At 73.9% G+C, this 20,562-nt stretch carries 18 protein-coding genes; 7 read left to right on the top strand and 11 right to left on the bottom strand.

Annotated elements, in window-relative coordinates:
• Positions 1–80: 80 nt before the first annotated feature.
• Entirely contained in the window at positions 81–857 is a 777-nt protein-coding gene (locus tag ACFV5H_RS10470; protein WP_085574884.1) for an amino acid ABC transporter ATP-binding protein, read from the bottom strand.
• A gap of 285 nt (positions 858–1,142) precedes the next feature.
• Between ACFV5H_RS10470 and ACFV5H_RS10465 the strand changes: the two genes are divergently transcribed.
• Positions 1,143–1,829 (top strand): response regulator transcription factor, encoded by a 687-nt coding sequence (locus tag ACFV5H_RS10465; RefSeq protein WP_385055316.1) that lies wholly within the window; start codon positions 1,143–1,145, stop codon positions 1,827–1,829.
• A 9-nt stretch (positions 1,830–1,838) separates the two neighbouring features.
• Positions 1,839–3,272: a sensor histidine kinase gene (locus ACFV5H_RS10460; protein WP_385055314.1), complete on the top strand. Its 1,434-nt coding sequence runs from the start codon at positions 1,839–1,841 to the stop codon at positions 3,270–3,272.
• Here ACFV5H_RS10460 and ACFV5H_RS10455 read toward each other — a convergent pair.
• Entirely contained in the window at positions 3,251–4,246 is a 996-nt protein-coding gene (locus ACFV5H_RS10455) for a TAXI family TRAP transporter solute-binding subunit (RefSeq protein ID WP_385055312.1), read from the bottom strand. The genes ACFV5H_RS10460 and ACFV5H_RS10455 overlap by 22 nt on opposite strands.
• A 92-nt stretch (positions 4,247–4,338) precedes the next feature.
• Between ACFV5H_RS10455 and ACFV5H_RS10450 the strand changes: the two genes are divergently transcribed.
• Positions 4,339–4,746: a MazG nucleotide pyrophosphohydrolase domain-containing protein gene (locus ACFV5H_RS10450; RefSeq protein ID WP_385055308.1), complete on the top strand. Its 408-nt coding sequence runs from the start codon at positions 4,339–4,341 to the stop codon at positions 4,744–4,746.
• A gap of 365 nt (positions 4,747–5,111) precedes the next feature.
• Here the strand turns inward: ACFV5H_RS10450 and ACFV5H_RS10445 are convergent, their stop codons facing one another.
• Positions 5,112–6,389, bottom strand: coding sequence for an FAD-dependent monooxygenase (locus tag ACFV5H_RS10445; protein WP_385194025.1), 1,278 nt, complete (start codon positions 6,387–6,389; stop codon positions 5,112–5,114).
• A gap of 291 nt (positions 6,390–6,680) precedes the next feature.
• Here ACFV5H_RS10445 and ACFV5H_RS10440 point away from each other — a divergent pair, with 291 nt between their 5' ends.
• The 3 genes from ACFV5H_RS10440 (at position 6,681) to ACFV5H_RS10430 (ending at position 9,126) form a co-directional block, all read left to right on the top strand.
• Entirely contained in the window at positions 6,681–7,673 is a 993-nt protein-coding gene (locus ACFV5H_RS10440) for an ABC transporter ATP-binding protein (protein WP_385194022.1), read from the top strand.
• Complete coding sequence (locus ACFV5H_RS10435; protein ID WP_385045979.1) at positions 7,670–8,503, top strand: ABC transporter permease; 834 nt, start codon at positions 7,670–7,672, stop codon at positions 8,501–8,503. The genes ACFV5H_RS10440 and ACFV5H_RS10435 overlap by 4 nt, the downstream gene beginning before the upstream one ends.
• Positions 8,504–8,601: 98 nt before the next feature.
• Entirely contained in the window at positions 8,602–9,126 is a 525-nt protein-coding gene (locus tag ACFV5H_RS10430) for a YceI family protein (RefSeq protein WP_385045976.1), read from the top strand.
• 84 nt (positions 9,127–9,210) lie between these two features.
• On the opposite strand, the gene ACFV5H_RS10425 is transcribed toward ACFV5H_RS10430, so the two are convergent.
• The 6 genes from ACFV5H_RS10425 to ACFV5H_RS10400 are packed head-to-tail and all read right to left on the bottom strand — an operon-like array spanning position 9,211 to position 19,161.
• Positions 9,211–10,140, bottom strand: a complete 930-nt coding sequence (locus ACFV5H_RS10425; RefSeq protein ID WP_385193983.1) for a thiopeptide-type bacteriocin biosynthesis protein — start codon at positions 10,138–10,140, stop codon at positions 9,211–9,213.
• Positions 10,141–10,184: 44 nt separating this feature from the next.
• Positions 10,185–11,696: a nitroreductase family protein gene (locus tag ACFV5H_RS10420; RefSeq protein ID WP_385193980.1), complete on the bottom strand. Its 1,512-nt coding sequence runs from the start codon at positions 11,694–11,696 to the stop codon at positions 10,185–10,187.
• A complete protein-coding gene (locus tag ACFV5H_RS10415) occupies positions 11,693–13,615 on the bottom strand; it encodes a TOMM precursor leader peptide-binding protein (RefSeq protein WP_385045969.1) in 1,923 nt (640 codons plus the stop codon). The genes ACFV5H_RS10420 and ACFV5H_RS10415 overlap by 4 nt, the downstream gene beginning before the upstream one ends.
• Positions 13,602–15,479, bottom strand: coding sequence for a hypothetical protein (locus ACFV5H_RS10410; RefSeq protein ID WP_385193978.1), 1,878 nt, complete (start codon positions 15,477–15,479; stop codon positions 13,602–13,604). The genes ACFV5H_RS10415 and ACFV5H_RS10410 overlap by 14 nt, the downstream gene beginning before the upstream one ends.
• On the bottom strand, positions 15,476–18,085 hold the full coding sequence (locus ACFV5H_RS10405; protein WP_385045963.1) for a lantibiotic dehydratase: 2,610 nt from the start codon (positions 18,083–18,085) through the stop codon (positions 15,476–15,478). The genes ACFV5H_RS10410 and ACFV5H_RS10405 overlap by 4 nt, the downstream gene beginning before the upstream one ends.
• Entirely contained in the window at positions 18,082–19,161 is a 1,080-nt protein-coding gene (locus ACFV5H_RS10400; RefSeq protein ID WP_385045960.1) for a hypothetical protein, read from the bottom strand. Before ACFV5H_RS10400 ends, ACFV5H_RS10405 begins: the two co-directional genes overlap by 4 nt.
• Before the next feature lie 342 nt (positions 19,162–19,503).
• Between ACFV5H_RS10400 and ACFV5H_RS10395 the strand changes: the two genes are divergently transcribed.
• A complete protein-coding gene (locus tag ACFV5H_RS10395) occupies positions 19,504–20,100 on the top strand; it encodes a DUF7010 family protein (protein ID WP_385193976.1) in 597 nt (198 codons plus the stop codon).
• Positions 20,101–20,227: 127 nt separating this feature from the next.
• Here ACFV5H_RS10395 and ACFV5H_RS10390 read toward each other — a convergent pair whose 3' ends face one another.
• Together ACFV5H_RS10390 and ACFV5H_RS10385 are read right to left on the bottom strand one after the other, a co-directional pair.
• Positions 20,228–20,398: a thiazolylpeptide-type bacteriocin gene (locus ACFV5H_RS10390; protein ID WP_385045954.1), complete on the bottom strand. Its 171-nt coding sequence runs from the start codon at positions 20,396–20,398 to the stop codon at positions 20,228–20,230.
• Positions 20,399–20,433: 35 nt separating this feature from the next.
• The coding region (locus tag ACFV5H_RS10385; RefSeq protein WP_385194019.1) for a thiazolylpeptide-type bacteriocin at positions 20,434–20,562 on the bottom strand (129 nt) is incomplete at its 5' end.

The following is a 20,562-nucleotide window of genomic DNA, read 5'->3' as shown; positions in this document are numbered from 1 at the left end:
TGCACATCCTTTGACTCTGGTGAGGTGATGCGGCCCGGGCGGTGTCCGGTGACGCAGATCGGCAGGGCGCGAAGCGCGCCTCAGTGGTGAAGGATCTTCGACAGGAAGTCCTTGGCGCGGTCACTGCGCGGATTGCTGAAGAACTGGTCCGGCGAAGCCTGTTCGACGATGCGACCGTCCGCCATGAACACCACGCGATTTGCCGCCGAACGGGCGAATCCCATCTCGTGCGTGACGACGATCATGGTCATGCCCTCGCGGGCGAGCTGCTGCATGACCTCCAGCACCTCGTTGATCATCTCCGGGTCGAGAGCCGACGTCGGCTCGTCGAAGAGCATGACCTTGGGCTCCATCGCCAGGGCCCGCGCGATGGCGACACGCTGCTGCTGGCCGCCGGAGAGCTGCGCGGGGTACTTCTCGGCCTGCGCGCCCACGCCGACCCGGTCGAGCAGGGCACGGGCCCGCTCCTCGGCCGCCTTCTTGTCCTTCTTGCGGACCTTGACCTGGCCCAGCATCACGTTCTCGAGCACGGTCTTGTGCGCGAAGAGGTTGAAGGACTGGAAGACCATGCCCACGTCGGCCCGCAGCCGGGCGAGCTCCTTGCCCTCGTGGGGCAGGGGCTTGCCGTCGATGGTGATCGACCCGGAGTCGATCGTCTCCAGACGGTTGATGGTGCGGCACAGGGTGGACTTCCCGGACCCGGAGGGTCCGATGACCACGACGACTTCGCCACGGGCGATCGTCAGGTCGATGTCCTGGAGTACGTGCAACGCGCCGAAGTGCTTGTTGACGCTCTTCAGGACGACCAGATCGCCGGTCGCGGCCACATCTTCCTTGGCCACCGATACTTCGGTCATCGCTCTCAGGCTCCGTCCTCCTCGGTTTCGGAGGACAGTAGTAACCCGTCGGACCTGCGTCATTACATCTGAGGGGAATCTGAGCATCACGATCCGATAGCAATCGGACACCTGTCGTAGCACTTGTGAGCAGGGGTGATTTCGGCCGGGTAACGGTACGGAAGAGCAACCGGAACCCTCTTGACGCCGTCCTCGTTCATCGGCGTCACTGCAAGGTGCACGCGCGCGTGCACGCGTTTTTGTACACATGGAGAGCGTACGGCCGATGAACCGAAGGGGGCCCTGGTGAGACTGCTTCTCGTCGAGGACGACAACCACGTCGCCGCCGCCCTGTCGGCGGTCCTGGCGCGGCACGGGTTCGACGTCACCCACGCGCGCAGCGGCGAGGAGGCGCTCCAGGCACTCGTCCCCGAGGGCGACGGCTTCGGTGTCGTCCTGCTCGACCTGGGACTGCCCGACCAGGACGGCTACGAGGTCTGCGGAAAGATCCGCAAGCGCACCAGCACGCCGGTGATCATGGTCACCGCGCGGTCCGACGTGCGTTCGCGCATCCACGGCCTCAACCTCGGCGCCGACGACTACGTGGTCAAGCCGTACGACACGGGGGAGCTGCTCGCGCGGATCCACGCCGTCAGCCGGCGCACCGTCCACGAGGAGGCCACGGGCGGTACGGAGACCGAGCTGCGGCTCGGCCCGGTCCGCATCGAGCTGTCGACCCGCCAGGTCAGCGTCAACGGTTCGGCCGTCCAACTGACCCGCAAGGAGTTCGATCTGCTCGCCCTGCTCGCCCAGCGGCCGGGGGTCGTCTTCCGCCGGGAACAGATCATCAGCGAGGTGTGGCGCACGAGCTGGGAGGGGACCGGGCGCACCCTGGAGGTGCACGTCGCCTCCCTGCGCGCCAAGCTCCGCATGCCCGCCCTCATCGAGACCGTGCGCGGCGTCGGCTACCGGCTCGTCGCGCCCACGGCGTAGCGGGGCCGGGTGCACACACGTCTGCTTCCGCTGCTCATCGTCCTGATGGCGGCCGTCCTGCTGGCCCTGGGCGTTCCGCTGGCCGTCAGCCTGGCCGGCGCGGAGCAGCAGAACGTCGTCGTCGACCGGATCGACGACACCGCCCGCTTCGCGGCCCTCGCCCAGTTCGTCACCGAGCCCACCGACCCGACCGGCGCGGACATCAACGAGCGCCGTGAGACGCTCAGCAGCGAGCTGCACAGCTACCACAGGGTGTACGGCATCCGCGCGGGCGTCTTCTACCTCAACGACTCGCCCATGGCCCACGCGCCGGACGACTGGTTCCTGCCCCGCACGGGTGAGGTGCGCGACGCCTTCGAGGAGGCGCTGCTCAGCCGCCGCAGCCACGACCCCGAGCAGGTGTGGCCCTGGCAGCAGCGCAGCCTCGTGGTGGCCTCACCGGTCATCCGGGACGGCGACGTCGTCGCGGTCGTGGTCACCGACTCGCCCACCGGGCAGATGCGCTCCCGCATCCTCCGGGGCTGGCTGGTCATCGCCGCGGGGGAGGCGGCCGCGATGCTGCTCGCGGTCGGCGCGGCGCTGCGGCTGACCGGCTGGGTGCTCAAGCCCGTACGGATCCTGGACGCCACCACCCACGACATCGCCACCGGACGGCTGAAGTCCCGGGTCGCCGCCGCCGGCGGGCCGCCGGAACTGAGACGGCTCGCCCGGTCGTTCAACGAGATGGCCGACAACGTCGAGAGCGTGCTGGAGCAGCAGCGCGCCTTCGTCGCCGACGCCTCGCACCAGCTCCGCAACCCGCTCTCGGCGCTGCTGCTGCGCATCGAGCTGCTCGCCCTGGAGCTGCCCGAGGGCAACGAGGAGATCGCCTCCGTGCAGGCCGAGGGCAAGCGCCTGGCGCAGGTCCTGGACGACCTGCTCGGCCTGGCGCTCGCCGAGCACAGCGAGGCCGACCTCCAGGTCGCCGACATCGGCGCCCTGACCGCCGAGCGCGTCGCGGCCTGGTCGCCGACCGCCGAGGCCAAGGGCGTCCGCCTGACCGGCACCTGCCCGCCGACCACCGCGTGGGCCGACCCGGTGGCGCTGTCCAGCGCCCTGGACGCGGTCATCGACAACGCGGTGAAGTTCACGCCCGAGGGCGAGACCGTCGAGGTCACCGTCGCCTCCAACGGTGACATGTCCACCGTCGTCGTCACCGACAACGGTCCGGGACTGACCGAGGAGGAGCTGACCCGCGTCGGCGACCGCTTCTGGCGCAGCGGGCGGCACCAGAACATCAAGGGCTCGGGCCTCGGCCTGTCCATCACGCGGGCGCTGCTCGCGGCGGGCGGCGGCTCGATCGCGTACGAGCGTCACGAGCCGCACGGACTGCGGGTGACCGTGATGGTGCCGAGGAACGCCCCGACGGGTGAGGCGACGGCTCAGGGCTTGACGGACCGGTAGTACCGGCGGGCGCCCTCGTGCAGCCGGAGCGGGTCGGTGTAGATCGCGGTGCGTACGTCGACCAGCTGGGCGGAGTGGACGTGCGCCCCGATGTTGTCCCGGCTCTTGAGCACGATGCGGGTCAGCCACTCGGTGAGCCGGGGATCCGCGTCCGCCCGGGTGATCAGGAGGTTGGACACCGCCATCGTCGCGACGGGCGAGCCGGGCCGGCTGCCCGGGTAGGCCGACTCCGGCATGTTGGTGACGCGGTAGTAGCGCGTGGCGCCGCCCTGTTCGTGCAGCTTGGAGACGAGCTCGGCGTCGATCGGCACGAACCGGAGCGCGGACTGCTCGGCGAGCGTCTTCAGGCCGTCCGTGGGCAGTCCGCCGGACCAGAAGAAGGCGTCCAGGCCGTGCCCGAGCCGCTCCGGGCCCTTGTCGATGCCGTCGGAGGAAGGCTCGATGTCCGTCTCCGGGTCGATGCCGGCCGCGCGGAGCACCCGGTTGGCGATGAGCCGGACGCCCGACTTGGGCGGCCCTATGGCGACCCGCTTGCCCCGCAGGTCGTCGACGGTCCTGATGCCCGAGTCGGGCGCGACGGCGAGCTGCACGTAGTCGTCGTACAGGCGTGCCACCCCGCGCAGCCGGTCGGCGCCCGGCCGGTCGCTGAGCCGGTACGTCTCCACCGCGTCGGCCGCGGCGATCGCGAAGTCGGCCTCCCCGGTCGCCACGCGGCGCACGTTCTCCTGCGACCCGTCACTCGTCTTCAGGCGTACGTCGAGGTCGGGCATGTGCTTGCCGAGTGAGCTGCGCAGGAGTACGCCGTACTTCTGGTAGACCCCCGCGTGGGTGCCCGTGCTCAGCGTGATCGCCCCGCCGGGCGGCTCCTCTTCCCAGGGCGCCAGCCACCACAGCAGCAGTCCGAGTACGACGAGAGCGGCGGCGGTGCCCCGCAGGGCCCGTCGCCTGCCGATCCGGGACAGCGTGTGGGACATGCGCGCGATCCTGCCAGTCGGGGTGGCCGCTGACCAGGGCGGAGCTCACAGCGGGCCGGGGAGTGTCCGTGGTGGCCGCTACAGTCGCGGGCATGAGTTCTTCGCCCGCCGATCTGGTCCGTGACTTCCACCGTGCCTTCGGGCTGGACGCCCGTGACACACCGTCCGAGGTTTCGCCGGAGCTCGGTGCCCATCGTGGTGAGCTGCTCGCCGAGGAGGCGCGGGAGGTGGCGGAGGTGTCGGTGGCGGGGCCGCTCGACCGGCTGGCGCACGAGCTGGCCGACGTGGTGTACGTCGCGTACGGCACCGCGCTGGTGCATGGGATCGACCTCGACGCGGTGATCGCCGAGGTCCATCGGTCCAACATGAGCAAGCTGGGGCCCGACGGGCAGGTCAGCCGGCGTGCCGACGGCAAGGTGCTCAAGGGGGAGCATTACGAGGCGCCGGATGTGTCGGGGGTGCTGCGGCGGCAGGGGTGGGTGCCGGGCGGGGCGGCTTGAGCAGCGCCCCGGGGTATGCCGTCCGGCGTGGCCGCTGGGCGGGGGCGGGTCGCGCTGCCCGGCGCTTGCGGGGTGCCTCCCTCACTCTCGGCTTCTCCCCCACTCTCGGCTTCGCTCGAGCGGGAGGGACCCCCATGAGCGGGAGGTGCCCCCACCGCCCACCCGTGCCGCCCTGGGGGCACCTCCCAGGCCCTTAAGGCACTGGGGGAGGCACGACTGCGCGCGGTTGCGGCGGCGCGACTGCCCGCGGTTGCGGGGGTGGGATTGTCCGCGGTTGCGGGGGTGCGATTGCCTGCGGTTGCGGGGGTGGGATGTCGGCCCGGTGGCGCGATTGTCCGAAGCTGCGGCGGTGCGGTTGCCCGCGGCTATGCGGTTGTGACCACGCTGCGGCCCGTTTCGTGGGCGTAGAGGGGGGTGCGGTCGTGGAGGGCGGCGTGGACTGCCATGTGGGCGTCCCTGCGGCGTTGGGCGGGGCCGTCCGGGAGGTGGAGGATGCCCGCGTTGCCCCGTGAGCCGCGCTGGATCTCGGCGGTGCGCGGGACGCGCAGGGACTCGTAGCGGACCAGGCGCTCCGGGATCGCCGGGGCGGGCGCGTCCGACAGGCAGGCGGCCAGGTCCATCGCGTCCTCGATCGCCTGGTTGGCGCCCTGCGCCATGAACGGCAGCATCGGGTGGGCCGCGTCCCCGAGGAGCGTGATGCGGTTCGTGGACCAGGTGCGCAGCGGCGGACGGTCGTACAGGGCCCACAGGTGGGTCGAGTCGACCGCCGCGACGACGTCCGCGACGAGCCCCGTCCAGCCGCCGAAGACCGCGCGCAGCGCGTCCGGGTCGCCCGGCCGGGACCAGGACTCGCGCGGCGGGGCGCCGGTGGTCAGCGGCACGGTCGCGGCGTAGCTGAGGTACGCGCCGGACGCCACGGGATAGCAGACGAAGTGCCCGCCCGGCCCGAGCCACAGCCGCACCAGCCGCTCGCGGGCCCCCGCCGGCAGTGCGTCCGCCGGGACCAGGCCGCGGTAGATGCCCAGGCCGGAGAAGACCGGCGCGTCGGTGCGCAGGGTCTCGCGGACTGTGGAGTGGATGCCGTCCGCGCCGATCACCACGTCCGCCTCGCGGACCGTACCGTCGTCGAAGGAGAGCCGTACGCCCGTACCGTCCGCCGTCTCCTCCGCCGCCCGCAGCCGTTCGCCGAGGCGCAGCCGGTCCCGGTCGGTCAGGGAGAGCAGCGCCTCGTGCAGATGCGCCCGGTGGATCGTCAGGTACGGCGCCGCGAACATGCGCTCGCACTCCGCGCCGAGCGGTGTGCGCGCGATGGGCCGGCCGTTCCAGCCGCGCACCTCCATCGCCTCGACGCGCACCCCGTGCTCCTCCAGCGCGGGTCCGAGGCCCAGCCGCAGCAGCGGGCGGACCGCGTTGGGCGAGAGCTGCACGCCCGCGCCCACCTCGGACAGCACGCGGGTCTGCTCGTGGACCACGTACGGCGTGCCGTTCGCGGCCAGCGCGCCGGCCAGGGCCAGTCCGCCGATGCCGGCGCCGACGACGGCGACCCGTGGCCGCCGCTCCTGGTCCACGACGTCCGCGACGTCACCAGCGTCCGCGACGTCACCGGGCCGCCGCTGCGCTCCGCTCCTGCTTCCCAACCGCACGTCCGGGACCGCCTTCCGCGTCTTCGCTCCACGCCCGTTCACCGTCGCGATGGGTGCGCGGCGTGAGCGCACTGTCATCGGTCGTGTGCCGAGCATGTGCCACGCCGCACCGCGCGGCAACGGACCGCCGGTCCGGCACTGACAACTGTCGCCGCTTGCGTGACGGACGTCATCGGTTCCCCCGCCGACCCTGCTGCCGGGCCCCCTGCCGGACCTAACTTCCTGATGGAGACAGCCACTACCCCCTTGGAGGCACGCGGTGACACGGGAACGACGACGGGAGCGACCGCGGTGACCGCGGTGGCCGTTGACGGCCTGCTCAAGAAGTACGGGGACCACGAGGCCGTGCGCGGCGTGGGCTTCGCCGTCGAGGAGGGCGAGATCTTCGCTCTCCTCGGACCGAACGGCGCCGGCAAGACCACCACCATGGAGATCCTGGAGGGCTTCCGGAAGCGGGACGGCGGCAGCGTACGGGTGCTCGGCCGCGACCCCGGTGACAAGGCCGACGGGCGGTGGCTGCGCGGGCAGATCGGGCTCGTGCTCCAGGACATCGCCGTGGAGCCGTACCTGTCGGTGCGCGAGACCATCGCCCGCAACGCGGGCTACTACCCGGCCCCGCGCGACACCGACGAGGTCATCGACCTGGTGGGGCTCCGGGAGAAGGAGGGCGCGAAGGTCAAGGACCTGTCCGGAGGGCAGAAGCGGCGGCTCGACCTCGCCCTGGGCGTGATCGGCGACCCGAAGCTGCTGTTCCTGGACGAGCCGACCACCGGCTTCGACCCGGGCGCCCGCCGCGGCGCCTGGGAGGTCGTACGCAACCTGCGCGACGCCGGTACGACCATCATGCTGACCACGCACTACATGGACGAGGCGCAGGCGCTCGCCGACTCGGTCGCCGTCATCGCCGGCGGGCGGATCGTCGCCTCCGGCACCCCGGACACCCTGGGCGGCCGGGACAGCGCGCTGGCCCGGATCCGGTTCGCGCTGCCGGCCGGCGCCGCCATCGGGGACCTGCCGATCCCGGTCAGCGACGCCGAGGACGGCCTGGTCACGGCCGAGGCGGAGGAGCCGACGGCGGTCCTGCACCGGCTCACCTCCTGGGCGCTGGAGCGCGGCACGCCGCTGGAGCGGCTGACCGTGGAACAGCCCACCCTGGAGGACGTCTACCTGGGGCTGACCAGTTCGTACGCACAGCAGGACGCCTCGTCCCCGTCCGCCGAACGGGGCCAGGCCCCGGCGGTCCGCGGGCGCCGTGGGCGCCGACCCGGACGGAGCAGCCGATGACCAGCACCCTTCCCCCCACGACCACCACACCCGGTCGGCGCTCCGCGCGCCCCGGTGCCGAACGGCCGGACGAGCGGGGCTCGTTCGCCCTGCTCGCCCACCAGATCCGCTACGAGCAGCTGTCGTTCTGGCGCAACCCGCAGTCGATGGTGTTCACCTTCGTCCTGCCCGTCGTGATCATCGCGATCTTCGGCGCCGTGTTCGGCGGCGGCCAGGGCGAGGACTTCTTCTTCGGCATGAGCGGCATGCAGTACTACACGCCGACCATCGCCGCCGTGTCCGTACTGGGCGCCTGCTACGGCCAGTTGGCGATCGTGCTCGCCATGCGCCGGCAGACCGGCGTCCTCAAGCGGCTGCACGCCACCCCGCTGCCCGCCTGGGTGTACTTCGCGGGCCTGCTGGTGCACTGCGTCGTCGTGAGCGTCGTCGACGTCGCGCTCGTCATCGGCATCGGACGCCTGTACGGGGTGCCGTGGCCCACCCACTGGGCCGCGCTCGCGGTCACCCTGGCGTTCGGCGCGGCCGGCTTCTGCGCGCTCGGCGTCGGGGTCGCCTCGCTCATCCGCAACTCCGAGGCGGCGCCCGCGGTCGTGCAGTTCATCCAGTTCCCGCTGGTGTTCATCTCCGGCAGCTACTTCCCCATCCACTCCGGCGTCCTCAACGAGATCGCCGGGCTGCTTCCGGTGAAGCCCTTCAACGACGCCATGCTGGCGTCCTTCGCGCACGGCGCCGGCTTCCAGTGGAAGGAGCTCGCGGTGCTCGCGGCCTGGGGCGTCGTCGGCGCCCTGATCGCGGTGCGCCGCTTCCGCTGGGACCCGCGGCCCGAGTAGAGCCGGACGACCGCTCCGGACCACCACATCGAGGGGGCCTCCGTGAGGCCCCCTCGCGGCTCTCCGGAAACCCCACGATGCCCGAAAGGACCCCCACCATGTCCACGAACCACACCCCCCACCCGCGGACCGCCGACGCCCCGGCGGGCAGCTGGCACCTCGAACCCGCCGACTCCACCGTGGAGTTCACCGGCCGCCACTTCTTCTTCCTGCCCGTACGCGGCTCGCTGCCCGTGCGTTCCGGCCGCGCCGAAATCGCCGCCGACGGCACCCTGGCCGGCCTGGACGCCACGGTCGGCGTCGCCGGCTTCGAGAGCGGCAACCCGCAGCGGGACACGGCCGTGCGCGGCCCGCGGTTCCTCGACGCGGAGCACCACCCGGAACTGCGCTTCACCGGCGAGCGTCTCACCACCGGACCGGGCGTCACCGGACTGCTGGAGGTCAAGGGCCGCAGGACACCGGTGACGTTCACGGTCGACGAGCTGACCACCGACGGCGAGCGGGCCACCGTACGGGCCACCGCCCGCGTCGACCGGCACGCGTGCGGTGTCGGCGCCATGCGGGGCCTGGTCGGGGCGGAACTCCTGGTACGGGTGAAGGCCGTCTTCGTACGCCGGTCATGAGCCGCACCGCGCGCGCAGAACGAGGCCCGGCCGGAGGGGGAATCCGGCCGGGCCTCTGCGTCGGCACCCACGGGGCGCGGGGGGTCACCCCACGGGTACCGGGCCGGCCGCCGGCTGCCGCACCGGGAAGACGTGGGACAGCCAGGCGTAGGTGCGCAGCTCCTCCAGCAGGCTCAGGCCCAGCCGGTTGTGCAGCATGTGGGCGTGGGAGAAGAGGATCATTCCGGGGTGGGCCGGCGAGTGCCGCCGGATGTCGTCGGCATGGGCCGCCAGCCTCTCGTACCAGCCGGTGAACGGGCCGTGCGCCTCGGGCGTGATCCGTACCGCGGCCGGGTCCTGGCCGACGTGGGTGATCCGGTCGAGCAGGGCGTCGGGGTGGCCGGCGTCGGACGCCCAGGCCCGCCAGGCGTCCAGGCCCCGCGCGAAGTAGTGGGCACGCTCGACGGGACCGCCGAGGGCGACGGCGGCGGACAGGGTGCCGCGCAGCGCCAGCCGGGCGCGCCGCGCCTCGTCGGTGATGCCCGGGGCGAGCCGCAGCACGAGCTCGCTGGACAGGTGGAACAGGGACTCGGCGGCCGGCATGAGGGCGTGACCGCCGTAGCGTTCGAACTCGGGTTCGTAGTCGGCGCGGTGGACGCCGGGCGGCAGCAGCGCCCGGACGGAGGAGTCGACGCCGGTCTCGCCCGCGGCGGCGAGCCGGGCCGCGCTCTCCTCGTAGGCGTCGGCGGCCAGCGGCTCCTCCCCGGGCGCGAGACGGCCCGCCGCGGCGAGCCGGTCGCGCAGGGCGTGCCCGACGTCCGCGCGGGCGTCCGGGGCGAGGTCCGCGATCCGCAGCCGCAGATGAGGACCAGACTGCCAGTAGCGGATGAAGAACCACTCGGTGCCGGGCGGCAGTTCGCGGACCGTGGGCCCGATGACATCGGTGAGGACGCGGTCGTGGGCGCCGCGGGCGGTGGTCGCGAGGTGGAGGTGCCAGGCGCTCCAGCGCCGCGGTGTGGTGGTGGGCTCGGTCATGGGCGGGCTTCCTTGTCGTCCGGAGGGCGTGCGGAGAAGTGGGCTCAGGTGCGCAGGTCGAGCTGGTCGCCCCCGGTCTCGCGCGGTACCCCCACCACCGCCGACAGGACGATCGTCTCGTCCTCGGCCAGGCCGATGACCTCCTTCGTGGGGATCTCCTTGAACGCCCGGACGGGCCGCGCGAAGAGACCGGCCGCTGCCGCCGCCAGGCACAGCCCGTGGACGGCCCAGCCGCAGGCGACCTGCGCGGCGCCCCAGCCGGTGGGGCCGAAGCGGGCGAACAGCTCGCGGGGGCGGACGGAGAAGAAGACGGTGAGCGGGGCCTTGGCGATGCCGCAGCCGTTGACGGGCGACAACCCGTAGCCGTAGTTCGCCTCAAGACCCGCGGGGGCGGTCGGATCGGCCTTCCGCAGGTGCGCCGCGCCCTTCTCGAAGCGGTGCACCCCGGCCGCGTACCCCTCGACGTGCTGCACCGCGGCGGTGACCGTGACCGCGTCGAAGGCGGCGGCGAGCACCGGGTGCGGCGGCGGGACACCGAGCCAGGCGAGGGCGGCGGCCAGGTGCCGGGCCGGGACCGGGGCGGGGCGCGGTGCCGAGTCCATGCCGTGCAGGGCACGCGGCATACGGCCGGAGTGGCGCCGCCACAGCAGCTCCGCCCAGTCGGGCACGACCGGGCTGCCCGGCAGGCCGGCCGGGACGGCCGTGGTGAGCGGTGCCGCGCCCGCCGGGTACGTCTGCTCACGGTTGACGCGTACGACGTCCGTCAGCGAGGGGTCGCCGTCGGGCACCGGCGCGTCCCGCCCGGACCGCGCCGCGGGACCGGGCTCCGCCATGTCGACGAGCCAGGGCAGCGACCACTCCCAGGTCCGCTCGAGACCCAGCTCGCGCAGGACCTCCGGTCCGCCGTCGGTGGGCGGGGTGAGCGTGGCCGGCACTCCGGACAGTTCGAGGCTGAGGCTCAACGCCCGCAGCACCATGCCGAGTTCGATGGAGACGAGTGACCCGCGGAACCACTGGTAAGCCACCGGGATCGCGGTGTAGCGGCCGGTGAGCGCGATGCGGGTGGGCGGCGCTCCGGTGTCCGGCCCGGTGAGGGCGTGGCGGGTCGGTTCCAGCAGCCGCCACGCCGAGCCGTCGCCGTCGCCCACGAAGGCGTGGACGGGGAAGAGACAGCGCGGCGAGGCGTACGGGCGGTGCTCGTTGTACGGGTTCTCCGGTTCCCGGCGCACGGGACCGAACGTCGCCGTCAGGGCGTGCGCCAGGGCGTCGGGTGCCGCCATGCCGTACGCGGGCACCCGCGGGTACGCGAGCGCCGACAGACGCTCGGTGGTGCCCGTCGGCAGCACCCGGCTCGGCCCCGCGGGACGCGGCGGTTCCGGCGGTACGTGGCTGTCGGGCGGCGGCGTGCTCGCCCAGGTCCAGGAGGGTGGTTCCGGGCGGTCGTCGCCCTGGCCGTACGCGTACCAGAGCGGTTCGCGCGCGATGCTGTTGTCGCCCTCGGGGCCCGGCAGGTCGACCGGGGCGCGCCGGGTCCACTCCGGGGCGGGGGCCGTCACGGGAACGGGTGGGGGTCGTAGGGGATCGCCCGGTGCTCCTGGTCCGTGCCGCGCAGGGCGGCCCGGAGCCGGGGCAGTCCGTCCAGGCGCTGCTGGGCGTGGCCGAAGCACATCGGCACGATGCCGGGGACGACCGCGCGGGTGACCGCGATACCGGCGTCCGCGTGCTCCCGGCTGGTCTGGTCGACGACGACGATGCGGTCCAGGCCCGCGTCGGCGAACAGCGAGGCGACGTACTCGAGGGTGCCGCGCACATCGCCGTCCGCGGCCCGTTCGAGCCGGCCGGGCCAGTCGGGGAAGGCCTCCGCCGGCGTGACGGCCGGGCCGCCGAGCCCCGCCAGGGCGCGGTCGCGGGTCTCGGGGATCGAGGAGAACCGCACATGGTCCTCCAGCTCCTCCACCAGCCACGGGTCCTCGGCCATCCGCTCGGCCTGCTCACGGGTCCAGTCGACCGGGTTGGTGACGAGCTGGGCCACCTCGCGCAGCGCGCCCCGGATCGCCGACTCCGGGTCCGCCCCCGAACCGGCGGAGGAGAAGGTGGCGGGGAACGGGTTCTTCTCGTTGACGGCGATGACCCACACCACCGGCAGACCGATGTCACGGGTGGCGACCAGCAGATGGACGTCGAAGCCGCGGGCCCGGATCAGCTCGACCATGGCCCGGCTGGTCGGGTCGGTGAGGGAGGCGACGGGGATGTGGGGGAGCGGCGCCGCCCGGTACCAGGACGTCAGGAACGCGTCCCGCTCGGCCAGTTCGAACAGCGAGTGCAGGGCGGCCTCTTCGTAGTTGGCGCCGACCGCGCAGCCGCTGGAGCAGTCGAAGAAGTAGTGCAGGCGGTTCGCGGCACCCGCCACGCGCGCCGCCCGGCGGTCCCGGCGGAACGCGTACTCGTACTGGTAGAAGGCGTGGTCCGCCGGTACCAGCAGCGGACGGCCGTCGGCCAGGTCGTGCCCCCAGGCCCAGTCCATCGGGGTGTCGGCCGTGAACGGCGTCGCCCTGCTGGTCGGATGGGCGAGCTGCTCGGCGGTGTAACGGCCGAGGGTGTCCGGGTCGACGGCGTGGCCGGCGACCTCGCGGTAGGAGCGCCGGGTCACCAGGGGGATGTCGTAGGGGTAACCGCCGAGCCGTTCGTAGGCCTCCAGGACGGCGACCGGTTCGGTCTCGGCGAACGTACGGGCCCGGCCGTGGCCCATCGCCGGGGCGTCGGCGACGACGGCCATGCTCATCGCGAACGGGGCGTGGGACTCGCGCAGGATCGCCCGGACCGGTCCGAAGCGGTCGTCGACCAGGCGGTCGCGCAGGAAACCGGGCTCGACGAGCCGGCTCGCCGCGGTGCGGGTGGCGTCGCCGGGGACGGCCGGGCGCGAGCGGAGGGTACGGGGCGGCGGGGTCCCGGTGCTGACCAGGTCCTCGGGGGCGGGACCGCACGCCGGGCAGTGGAAGCTGCGCGCGATGCGGTGGCGGCGGGTGCCGCGCACGGTCACCGAGTAGGCCTCACCGGGTGCGAGGGGACGGTCCGACAGGTGTTCCAGACCGGTGCGCAGGAGTTCGGGCAGCAGCGGCGCGGGGGCGGCGGGGACCCGCGTGGCCTGGGTGAGGTCGCCGACGAGCGGGTGGTCGAGGACGGTGCGTTCGCGCACCTCGGCGCAGGCGGCGCAGCCGGACGAGGTGCCCGGCACCCACAGCGGACCGACCATGACCTCGTCGTCGTACAGGCGTACGGAGAGGTGGGGGCCGTCCGCCGCGACGACCGGGCCGCGTTCCCAGGCGAGGTCCCAGCCGAGGTTGACGGAGACGGTCGCCCCGGTGGCGCGGGCCAGTCCCGCGAGGGCGGGCAGCCAGTCGCCGTGCGCCGTCGCGGGCAGCGCCGGGCCTGCCTGGACCGGGTTCTCGGTGGTGGTCGGGTCAGTGGTCGGCATCGGTGGGCTCCTGGGCCGTCCGGGCGGTCACCGGGCCGTGCCAGAAGGGGAGTTCGCCGAGCACGGGGTCCGTGCGGCGGGCCTGTCCCCGGATCGTGGCGAGCGCGGTGAGCTGCCTCCTCAGTGCGGTGCGGGCGGTGTCGTCGGCGGTGAGCAGGGCGTCGGTGGACAGGGCGGCGACGGTGCCGTCGGCCTGGGCGGCGGCGAGTGCCGTGCACAACGCGGCATACGTCGCGTCGGCGGCCGTGGGTCCCCAGCCGACGCCGAGCGACCGGCCGTCGGCGGTGACCTCGGCCAGCGGCCAGTCGACTCCGGCGGTCCGGGCCAGGGCGAGTACGGGAACGGCCGGCCCGAGCCGGGCACGCAGGGCGGCGAGGATGCGCTCGCCCTCGGCGTGCAGCGGGGGAGCGGTGTCGGTCAGGTGCTCGAACCGGTCCCGGTGCTCGGCGAGCCGCCGCAACGCGCCGTCCAGCAACCAGTGTTCACGAGTGAGGCCGGCGGCGCCGCCGACGCGGTCGCGCAGGGCGGCCAGGGCGGCGGCGACGGTCGCCGTCTCCTGGTGCGCCGCCCAGGCGGTGACCGTGTCAGTGCGGTCCGTGCGGTGCTCCGCCGCGCGCAGGGCGAGGGGCATCTGCGGCAGGTGCTCGCCCTGCGCGGAGGCGAAGAGTCCGGTCCAGCGGGCGGTGAGAGCGGCGGCCTCCTCCAGTGCGGCCGCCGGTTCGGGGAGGGGTTCGGCGGGGGCGTCGTCGAGCCGGACCACGACCGCTTCGTCCACGGGGCCGCCCGTGACGGTGACGCGGTCGGCGGTCAGATCGGGGCCGTGCACGACACGGGCCTCGCCGGGCTCCGCGACACCCGTGAGGGTGTCGGCCAGGAGCTGGGCGGCGAGGGCTCCCGCGAGGGAGTGGGCGACGGGCCCGGCCGCGGGCTCGACGCCCTCGGCGCCGGCCCAGACCCCGGCCCGGTCCCGGAACGCCGCCCAGACGGTGGGCGACACCCCGACCGGCCCGACGAGAACCGGCCCCGGGCCGAGCAGCACGGGCACGTGGAGCGTCCCGTGCCGCTCGGACCAGGTCCCGTCACCGGTGAGGAACTCGATGACGGCACGGGGCGAACCACCGGCCCCCGGAAAGTCCACCGCCGGGCCGCCGACGGGAATCGCTGCCCGGCCCCTGCATGCCGCCGGGTCGCCGGCGGGGGTCGTGGTGCCGGTCCGGTCAGCCGCCGGGTCGCCGGCGGGGGTGAGGGTTCCGGGCTTGCGTGCCGCCGGGTCGCCGGCGGGGGTCAGGAGGGCGGGGTCCGCGTACATCGCCGGGTCGCAGACCGGGACGAGGGGGGTCGCCGTTCCGTCGGCCGGTGGTGTGGTGGTCACGCCGGCCCGGTGCAGGCCGCGGCGGGCCGGGGCCGTCGCCGTGTCCGGGCCCCGGAGCTCCACCCGGACCCGGCGCAGACGGGCGAACGCCGCGTACGGGTCGTCGAGGCGGGCGGTCAGGCGGGCCAGGGCGTCGGCGTAGCGGGCGCGGACCTCGGCCGGGGGTTCCGGCTCGGTGAACGCGGCCGGGTCGAGCAGCAGGCCGTTCTCCCGCAGCCGGGCGACGAGATGCCGTACGGCCGGACGGGCACGCTCCGTGCCGAACTCGGCGACCAGGGCGTCCTCCGTCGTCCCCGTCTCCAGCAGCGGTACGCAGCCGTCCGCCACCGCGTACATGAGGTCCGAGCCGCTCAGCACGAACTGCCCGCGCGTGCCGCTGAAGTACACGCCCCCGGGTACCGGCGCGTAGTGCAGGCCGGGCCGGGCCCGCAGCGGGGCGTCCGCCCCCGGAGCCGTCGTGGCCGGGGCCCTGTCCGGATCGGTCACCGTCACGACCGAGCTCCTTCCGCTTCCGTGTGGTTGACCGGGTCGTACACGAACCGTCCGCCGGCCGTGCGCCCGACTTCGAGCACCCATTCCGTCGCGTGCGTGCCGTCGGTGACGCCGGGCAGCGCCTCCTCCAGGTAGCCCGCGCCCTTCCCGCGGCGCTCCAGCATCCGCGGCAGGACCCGCACCGCGAGGGCGCTGGACAGGTCCACGTACTGCGGCTTCTGCTGGAGGCGTCTGGACTGGACGTCCGGGGCGCCGACCGACAGCGGTCCCTCGTCCTCGGGCGCCGACTTGATGACGACCTCGTCCGGGACCCCGTGCCGGGCCCGCCACGCCGTCAGCGCGAGCAGCCGCTCGTGCTCGTCGGGCCCGGCGGCCACCGCCGTGTCCAGCTCGGCCCCGCCGTACCAGCGGCGGCGGCCGATGAGGACGTCGCCGACCGCCATGCGCGGCGCGGTGCGGGTGTGCTCGCCGTCCCACGGGGTGGCCGCGTGCCAGGAGTTCGGCAGGCTGTTGAAGAGCCGGCCGCTGATCGCCAGGCCGGAGGCCACCGACAGCGGGGGCGGGAACAGGCCCGGATGGCCCGTGCCGAGCGGCAGCACCCTCAGGGGCGCGCCGTCCGCGTCCTCGACCCGCAGCGAGTCCGTCTCCGGGTCGTGGACCAGCCGCAGCGTGAACCAGTCCTCCGGGGTGAGACCGCCCGGCAGCACCGGCGCGTGCGCGTTGACGTTGAGGCGGTGCAGACCGAGGTCCTCGGTGACCCGGGCGCCGTCGTGGCCGTAGAAGCGCCGCAGGTGGGCGGCGAGCCGGGGCAGCGCCCGGCCGCCCTGGCGGCGGTCGGCCTCCAGGAACCGCGCGTACAGCATGCCGTGGCCCGGCAGGCCGTCGTTGAGGACGAGTTTGCCGCCGGCCTGCTGGAGCAGCACGCCGTAGATCAGCGGGTCCCGGCGGAAGCGGTCGGGCAGCGACCGGGTCAGTTCCGCGACGTCCGCCGCGCTGAGGCTCAGGGTGTCCTCGCCGGCCCGGGCGGTCTTGGTGAGGAGCGCGTGCACCTCCTCGGACAGTTCGCGGCGCAGCAGGTACATGCGCTCCAGCGAGCCGTCCGCCGGGCCGATGCCGGTCAGCGCGGCCGGCTCGCCCGAGCCCTGCGGCCCGTACACGGCGGCCATCGCGGCGGCCCGCCGGGAGACCTCCCCGACGACGAACGGCGCGTGCTCGGCCAGCGGCACGTTCGCCCCGGCCCCGAACCGCTCCGTGAACGCGGCGGTCATCAGGACCCGTACGTCGTGCAGCCAGTCGAAGACCGACAGCAGCTCCACGGCGGGCCCGAGGTCGGTCAGCGGGGCGTGCCAGTCGGAGGTGGCCACCTTCAGCGGTGGCATGACGTAGTCCTCCTCGACCGTGATGTGCGCCGGGCGGCCCACGGCCTGGCTGAACCGGCCGAGGTCCCCGCGCAGCCCGGCCAGGACCGCGCCCCGCTCCCCGGCGGGCGCCCCGGCCACCCGGGGCAGTCCGGCACGGACCCGGTCGGCCAGTTCCGCGACGGCCGTGTCCCGCGCCGCCGAGAGCAGGTCGTCGTAGTCGGCGGCCCCCGCGTGGTCCTCCGGCCGGGTGAAGGTGCACAGCACGCCCTGCCGGAGCGCCTGCCGTACGCGCCGGTCGGCGTCCGCGGCCGGGCAGCCGGCCCGCGCGGCGACGTGCGCGACCACCGCGGGGAAGCGGCGCGGCCCCATGGACAGCGCGTCGAGCAGGTCGGCGACGGGCCCGTCGAGCGGCAGCGCGAGCCGGCGCATGCCCTGCTCGGAGAGCTTCAGGAAGAACAGCCTGCCGCTCTCCGGGTCGGGTGCCGAGGTGGGCGGCAGCCCCACCCACAGGTCCGTCAGGTCGGCCTCGTCGGCGCCTGGCAGGCCGCCGAGCACGTAGTGCAGCATCACCCGGTCCAGGCCGGGTACGGCCAGCGCGCCGGTGAAGGGCACGTCGCCGGGGCGTACGGCCTCCGGGTCGCCGGCGGGGGCGGGTTCGGCGATGCCCACCGCGGTGAACCGGGAGAGCGGGCTGGTGCGCACCATGGACCGGGTGACGTACTGGATCAGTCCGCGTTCCGACTTGCGGGTGCGGGCGTTGACCTTGCCGGGTCCCCCGACCGCCGTGCGGTAGCGCTCGGCCTCCTGGTGCACCTCGGGGGCGACGAGGGCGAGCGAGCGCAGCAGGTCGTCGTCGCCGAGCAGGCCCGCCAGGACGGTGCGTTCGCGGTCGGCGGCGGCCGGGTAGCCGGCGGTGACCGTGGCGCGCAGCCGTTCCCGCCCGGCCTGGACGGCCAGCCAGCGCGCCACCGACGGGAGCTCCGCCACGTGGCCCTCGGGGGCCTTCCGGGGCGCGCGGCCGTTGTGGATCGCCCGGCGCAGCGCGATCAGCTCGCGGCGTTCGGCGTCCGACTCCACGGCACCGATCCGCTCGTACAGCTCCTGCGAGCAGACCTCGGCGGCCTCGGCCAGTTCGGTCTCGGCGGCGGCGAGCTCACCGAGCAGCCGGCGCAGCTCCGGATCGGCGAGGCGGGCCCTGCGCAGCGGGTTGACGCGCAGGAACCACTGGGGTTCGGGGCTGGTCATCGCGGTGCTCCCGTCGGCTTCGTGGTGCGGGCGGTGTGCGGGCGCTCCAGACGCTCGCGCCAGCTGCTGCCGAGCACGTCGTCGACCGTCTCGGCGATCGCGAAGCACATGTAGTAGCGCTGCATCGGCGACACGGTGAGCAGGGGAAGCTGCTGGTAGAAGAGGTTGGTCAGCAGGCGGAACGCGGCGAAGAACGGCGAGGGCGTGCTGATCGCCCCGGACCCGTGCACGGTGCGGTGGAAGTCGGTGTCCGGCTGCTCGCCGCGCGGCACCGTGGTCACGGCCCCGGGCGGTCCCATCCGCCCCCGGTCGACGCCGTCGGTCACCGAGTCGAGCAGGCCGGCGGTGAGGGTGCCCGAGGCGACCGCGCTGTCCAGCACGCCGGCGCCGTAGGCGAACGCCGTGCGCCACCGGGCGGCCGCGGGCGACACCGCACCGCTCAGCCGCTGTTCGACCACCGCGCGGAGCAGCGGCGCCTCCCTGACGAGCCGCTCCTGGAAGACGGGCCGCATGTCCTTGCGGGGAGCCGCCCAGGCGAGGAACGCCTCCGCGTGCGACCGGGGGGAGAACACCCCGTGGCCCGGGCCGAGGGCGTGGGTGTCGGCGAGCGCGGCGAACGCCTCCGCGAGCAGCACCGTGCCGCTGCCGGGCTCCTCGGCCAGGCCCTCGACCATCGACAGCACCGGCACGGCGAGGGCGCCGTTCACGACGGTGCGCAGCGGATCGAGGCGCGGCTCGCGGGAGCGCAGGGCCGGGTCGCCGGGAGCGACGGACAGGACCGCGCCGTGGTCGCGCAGCGGCAGGTACGGGGGCTCCACCGCCTCGAGCCGGCCGAACTCGCGGGCCTGCTCCAGATAGGCCTCCTCGGTCAGCGCCCGCGCCGGGTCGAGGGGGCCCGCGTCGAGCCGGGCCGCGACCGCCGGCCAGTCGGCGGCGCCGGCGACAGGGGCGAGCAGATCGATGTGGGGTCCGTGCAGCCAGCCGCGGCGGACCTGGACGCCGGGCACGCCCCCCTCGCTCAGTTCGCGGGCGGCCGGTACGACGTACCGGGCCAGCCAGGCCGGCGTCACCGGCATCCGAGTGTGGAGACGCACCCCCGTCAGGTCGGCGGAATCCGGCCTCACGGCAATACGCTTTGGAGCGTCAACCACCATGTCCTTCGCACCTTCCGAGACGAACGGGAAATGAATTCGGGAATGTGCTCCACATCATTGGCGCCCGGAATGCGCGGTGGAAGTGGAGAGGGGGTGACGGCTTACATACGTCACGGTTCTCGTGACACCGTGCGCCCTCTTTAGTGAAATTCGGCAGGCGTGCTCCCCACGGAAAAGTCTCGGAATGATCAATTCCGCTTGAGTCGGCCAACGGACTGGCCGAAAAACGTCTGGCAGTCTCGATGATCGTTGTACTCTCCGCCAATGACGACTGATCCCCCCACCACCGGCCCGACCCCGTCCCTCACGGACGCCGAGTGTCTGGAACTCACCCGGAAACTGCGGCGCCGGGGAACCCTCGTGCTCTCCGTGTTCGGCCTGCTGTGGGCCTTCGCCGGGGCCTCCGGAACCGGTTCGGCGACGGACGTCGTGCCGATGTCCATAGAGGTGGCGGCCCTCGTGGTCACCGCGGCGGCGATCTACCTGGGGCACCGTAAGGACGCCGCGCCCTCGCCCCGGACGGTGAGCCTCCCGGAGAACTGGGCGCGCGGGGTGGGTGTCGTCAACGGCGTCGAGGTGCTGGCCATCTTCGCCGTCATCGCCGGCTCCAACGCCTCCGGCCGCCCCGAGCTCATCCCGGTCGGCATCGCCCTCGTCGTGGGGCTGCACTTCTTCCCGCTCGCGCGCCTGTACGACCAGTGGCAGTACCGGTGGACGGCCGGGCTGATGACCGCCGTGGCGGTCGTGGGCGCGGTGCTGGTCGCGGCCGGCCTGTCGGACGAGAGCGTGCTGGTCGCGGTGGGCCTGGCCTGCGCGGCGGTGCTCTGGGCCTCCGCGTACCACCTGGCCGTACGGGGCTGAGGACCGCCGAACCGGCCGGGGCCGGCGGACCGTCCCGGAAACGAACGCAAGGATGTGCCGACCGGCCAGGTGGCCGGCGGCGCATCCTTGTGCGTTCACACGGTCGTGCTCAGGCGCTCACGCGCGTTCAGCAGGCCGAGCAGGTGCTGGACGAGGAGGACGAGGTGCCGATCGAGCCGCTGGAGGCGCCCATCTCGGGGAGCGCCACGCCGTCGGCGACCTCGAGGGTCTCCAGCTCGTCGGCGTCGAAGCCCTCGAACGCGGTGTCGGCGTCGTTCCTGATGTCCTTGGCGGTCATGTCGTGGTCCTTCCGGGATCCGTGGGGTGAGTGGTTCAGCAGGCCGAGCAGGTGCTGGAGGACGAGGAGGAGGTGCCGATCGAGCCGCTGGAGGCGCCCATCTCGGGGAGCGCCACGCCGTCGGCGACCTCGAGGGTCTCCAGCTCGTCGGCGTCGAAGCCCTC

The sequence above is a fragment of the Streptomyces sp. NPDC059787 genome (genome assembly GCF_042732315.1).
In the GTDB taxonomy this organism is placed as follows: Bacteria; Actinomycetota; Actinomycetes; order Streptomycetales; family Streptomycetaceae; genus Streptomyces; species Streptomyces atrovirens.
Note: the sequence above shows the minus strand (reverse complement) of the source record. Positions and strands in the feature narration are given on the sequence as shown.

Bases quoted from the DNA above. Each gene is read 5' to 3' on its own strand.
- ACFV5H_RS10425 (WP_385193983.1), bottom strand. From the start codon at position 10,140: ATGACCGAGCCCACCACCACACCGCGGCGCTGGAGCGCCTGGCACCTC.
- ACFV5H_RS10455 (WP_385055312.1), bottom strand. From the start codon at position 4,246: ATGTCCCACACGCTGTCCCGGATCGGCAGGCGACGGGCCCTGCGGGGC.
- ACFV5H_RS10415 (WP_385045969.1), bottom strand. From the start codon at position 13,615: ATGCCGACCACTGACCCGACCACCACCGAGAACCCGGTCCAGGCAGGC.
- ACFV5H_RS10400 (WP_385045960.1), bottom strand. From the start codon at position 19,161: ATGCCGGTGACGCCGGCCTGGCTGGCCCGGTACGTCGTACCGGCCGCC.
- ACFV5H_RS10430 (WP_385045976.1), top strand. From the start codon at position 8,602: ATGTCCACGAACCACACCCCCCACCCGCGGACCGCCGACGCCCCGGCG.
- ACFV5H_RS10390 (WP_385045954.1), bottom strand. From the start codon at position 20,398: ATGACCGCCAAGGACATCAGGAACGACGCCGACACCGCGTTCGAGGGC.
- ACFV5H_RS10405 (WP_385045963.1), bottom strand. From the start codon at position 18,085: ATGACCAGCCCCGAACCCCAGTGGTTCCTGCGCGTCAACCCGCTGCGC.
- ACFV5H_RS10435 (WP_385045979.1), top strand. From the start codon at position 7,670: ATGACCAGCACCCTTCCCCCCACGACCACCACACCCGGTCGGCGCTCC.
- ACFV5H_RS10450 (WP_385055308.1), top strand. From the start codon at position 4,339: ATGAGTTCTTCGCCCGCCGATCTGGTCCGTGACTTCCACCGTGCCTTC.
- ACFV5H_RS10470 (WP_085574884.1), bottom strand. From the start codon at position 857: ATGACCGAAGTATCGGTGGCCAAGGAAGATGTGGCCGCGACCGGCGAT.
- ACFV5H_RS10395 (WP_385193976.1), top strand. From the start codon at position 19,504: ATGACGACTGATCCCCCCACCACCGGCCCGACCCCGTCCCTCACGGAC.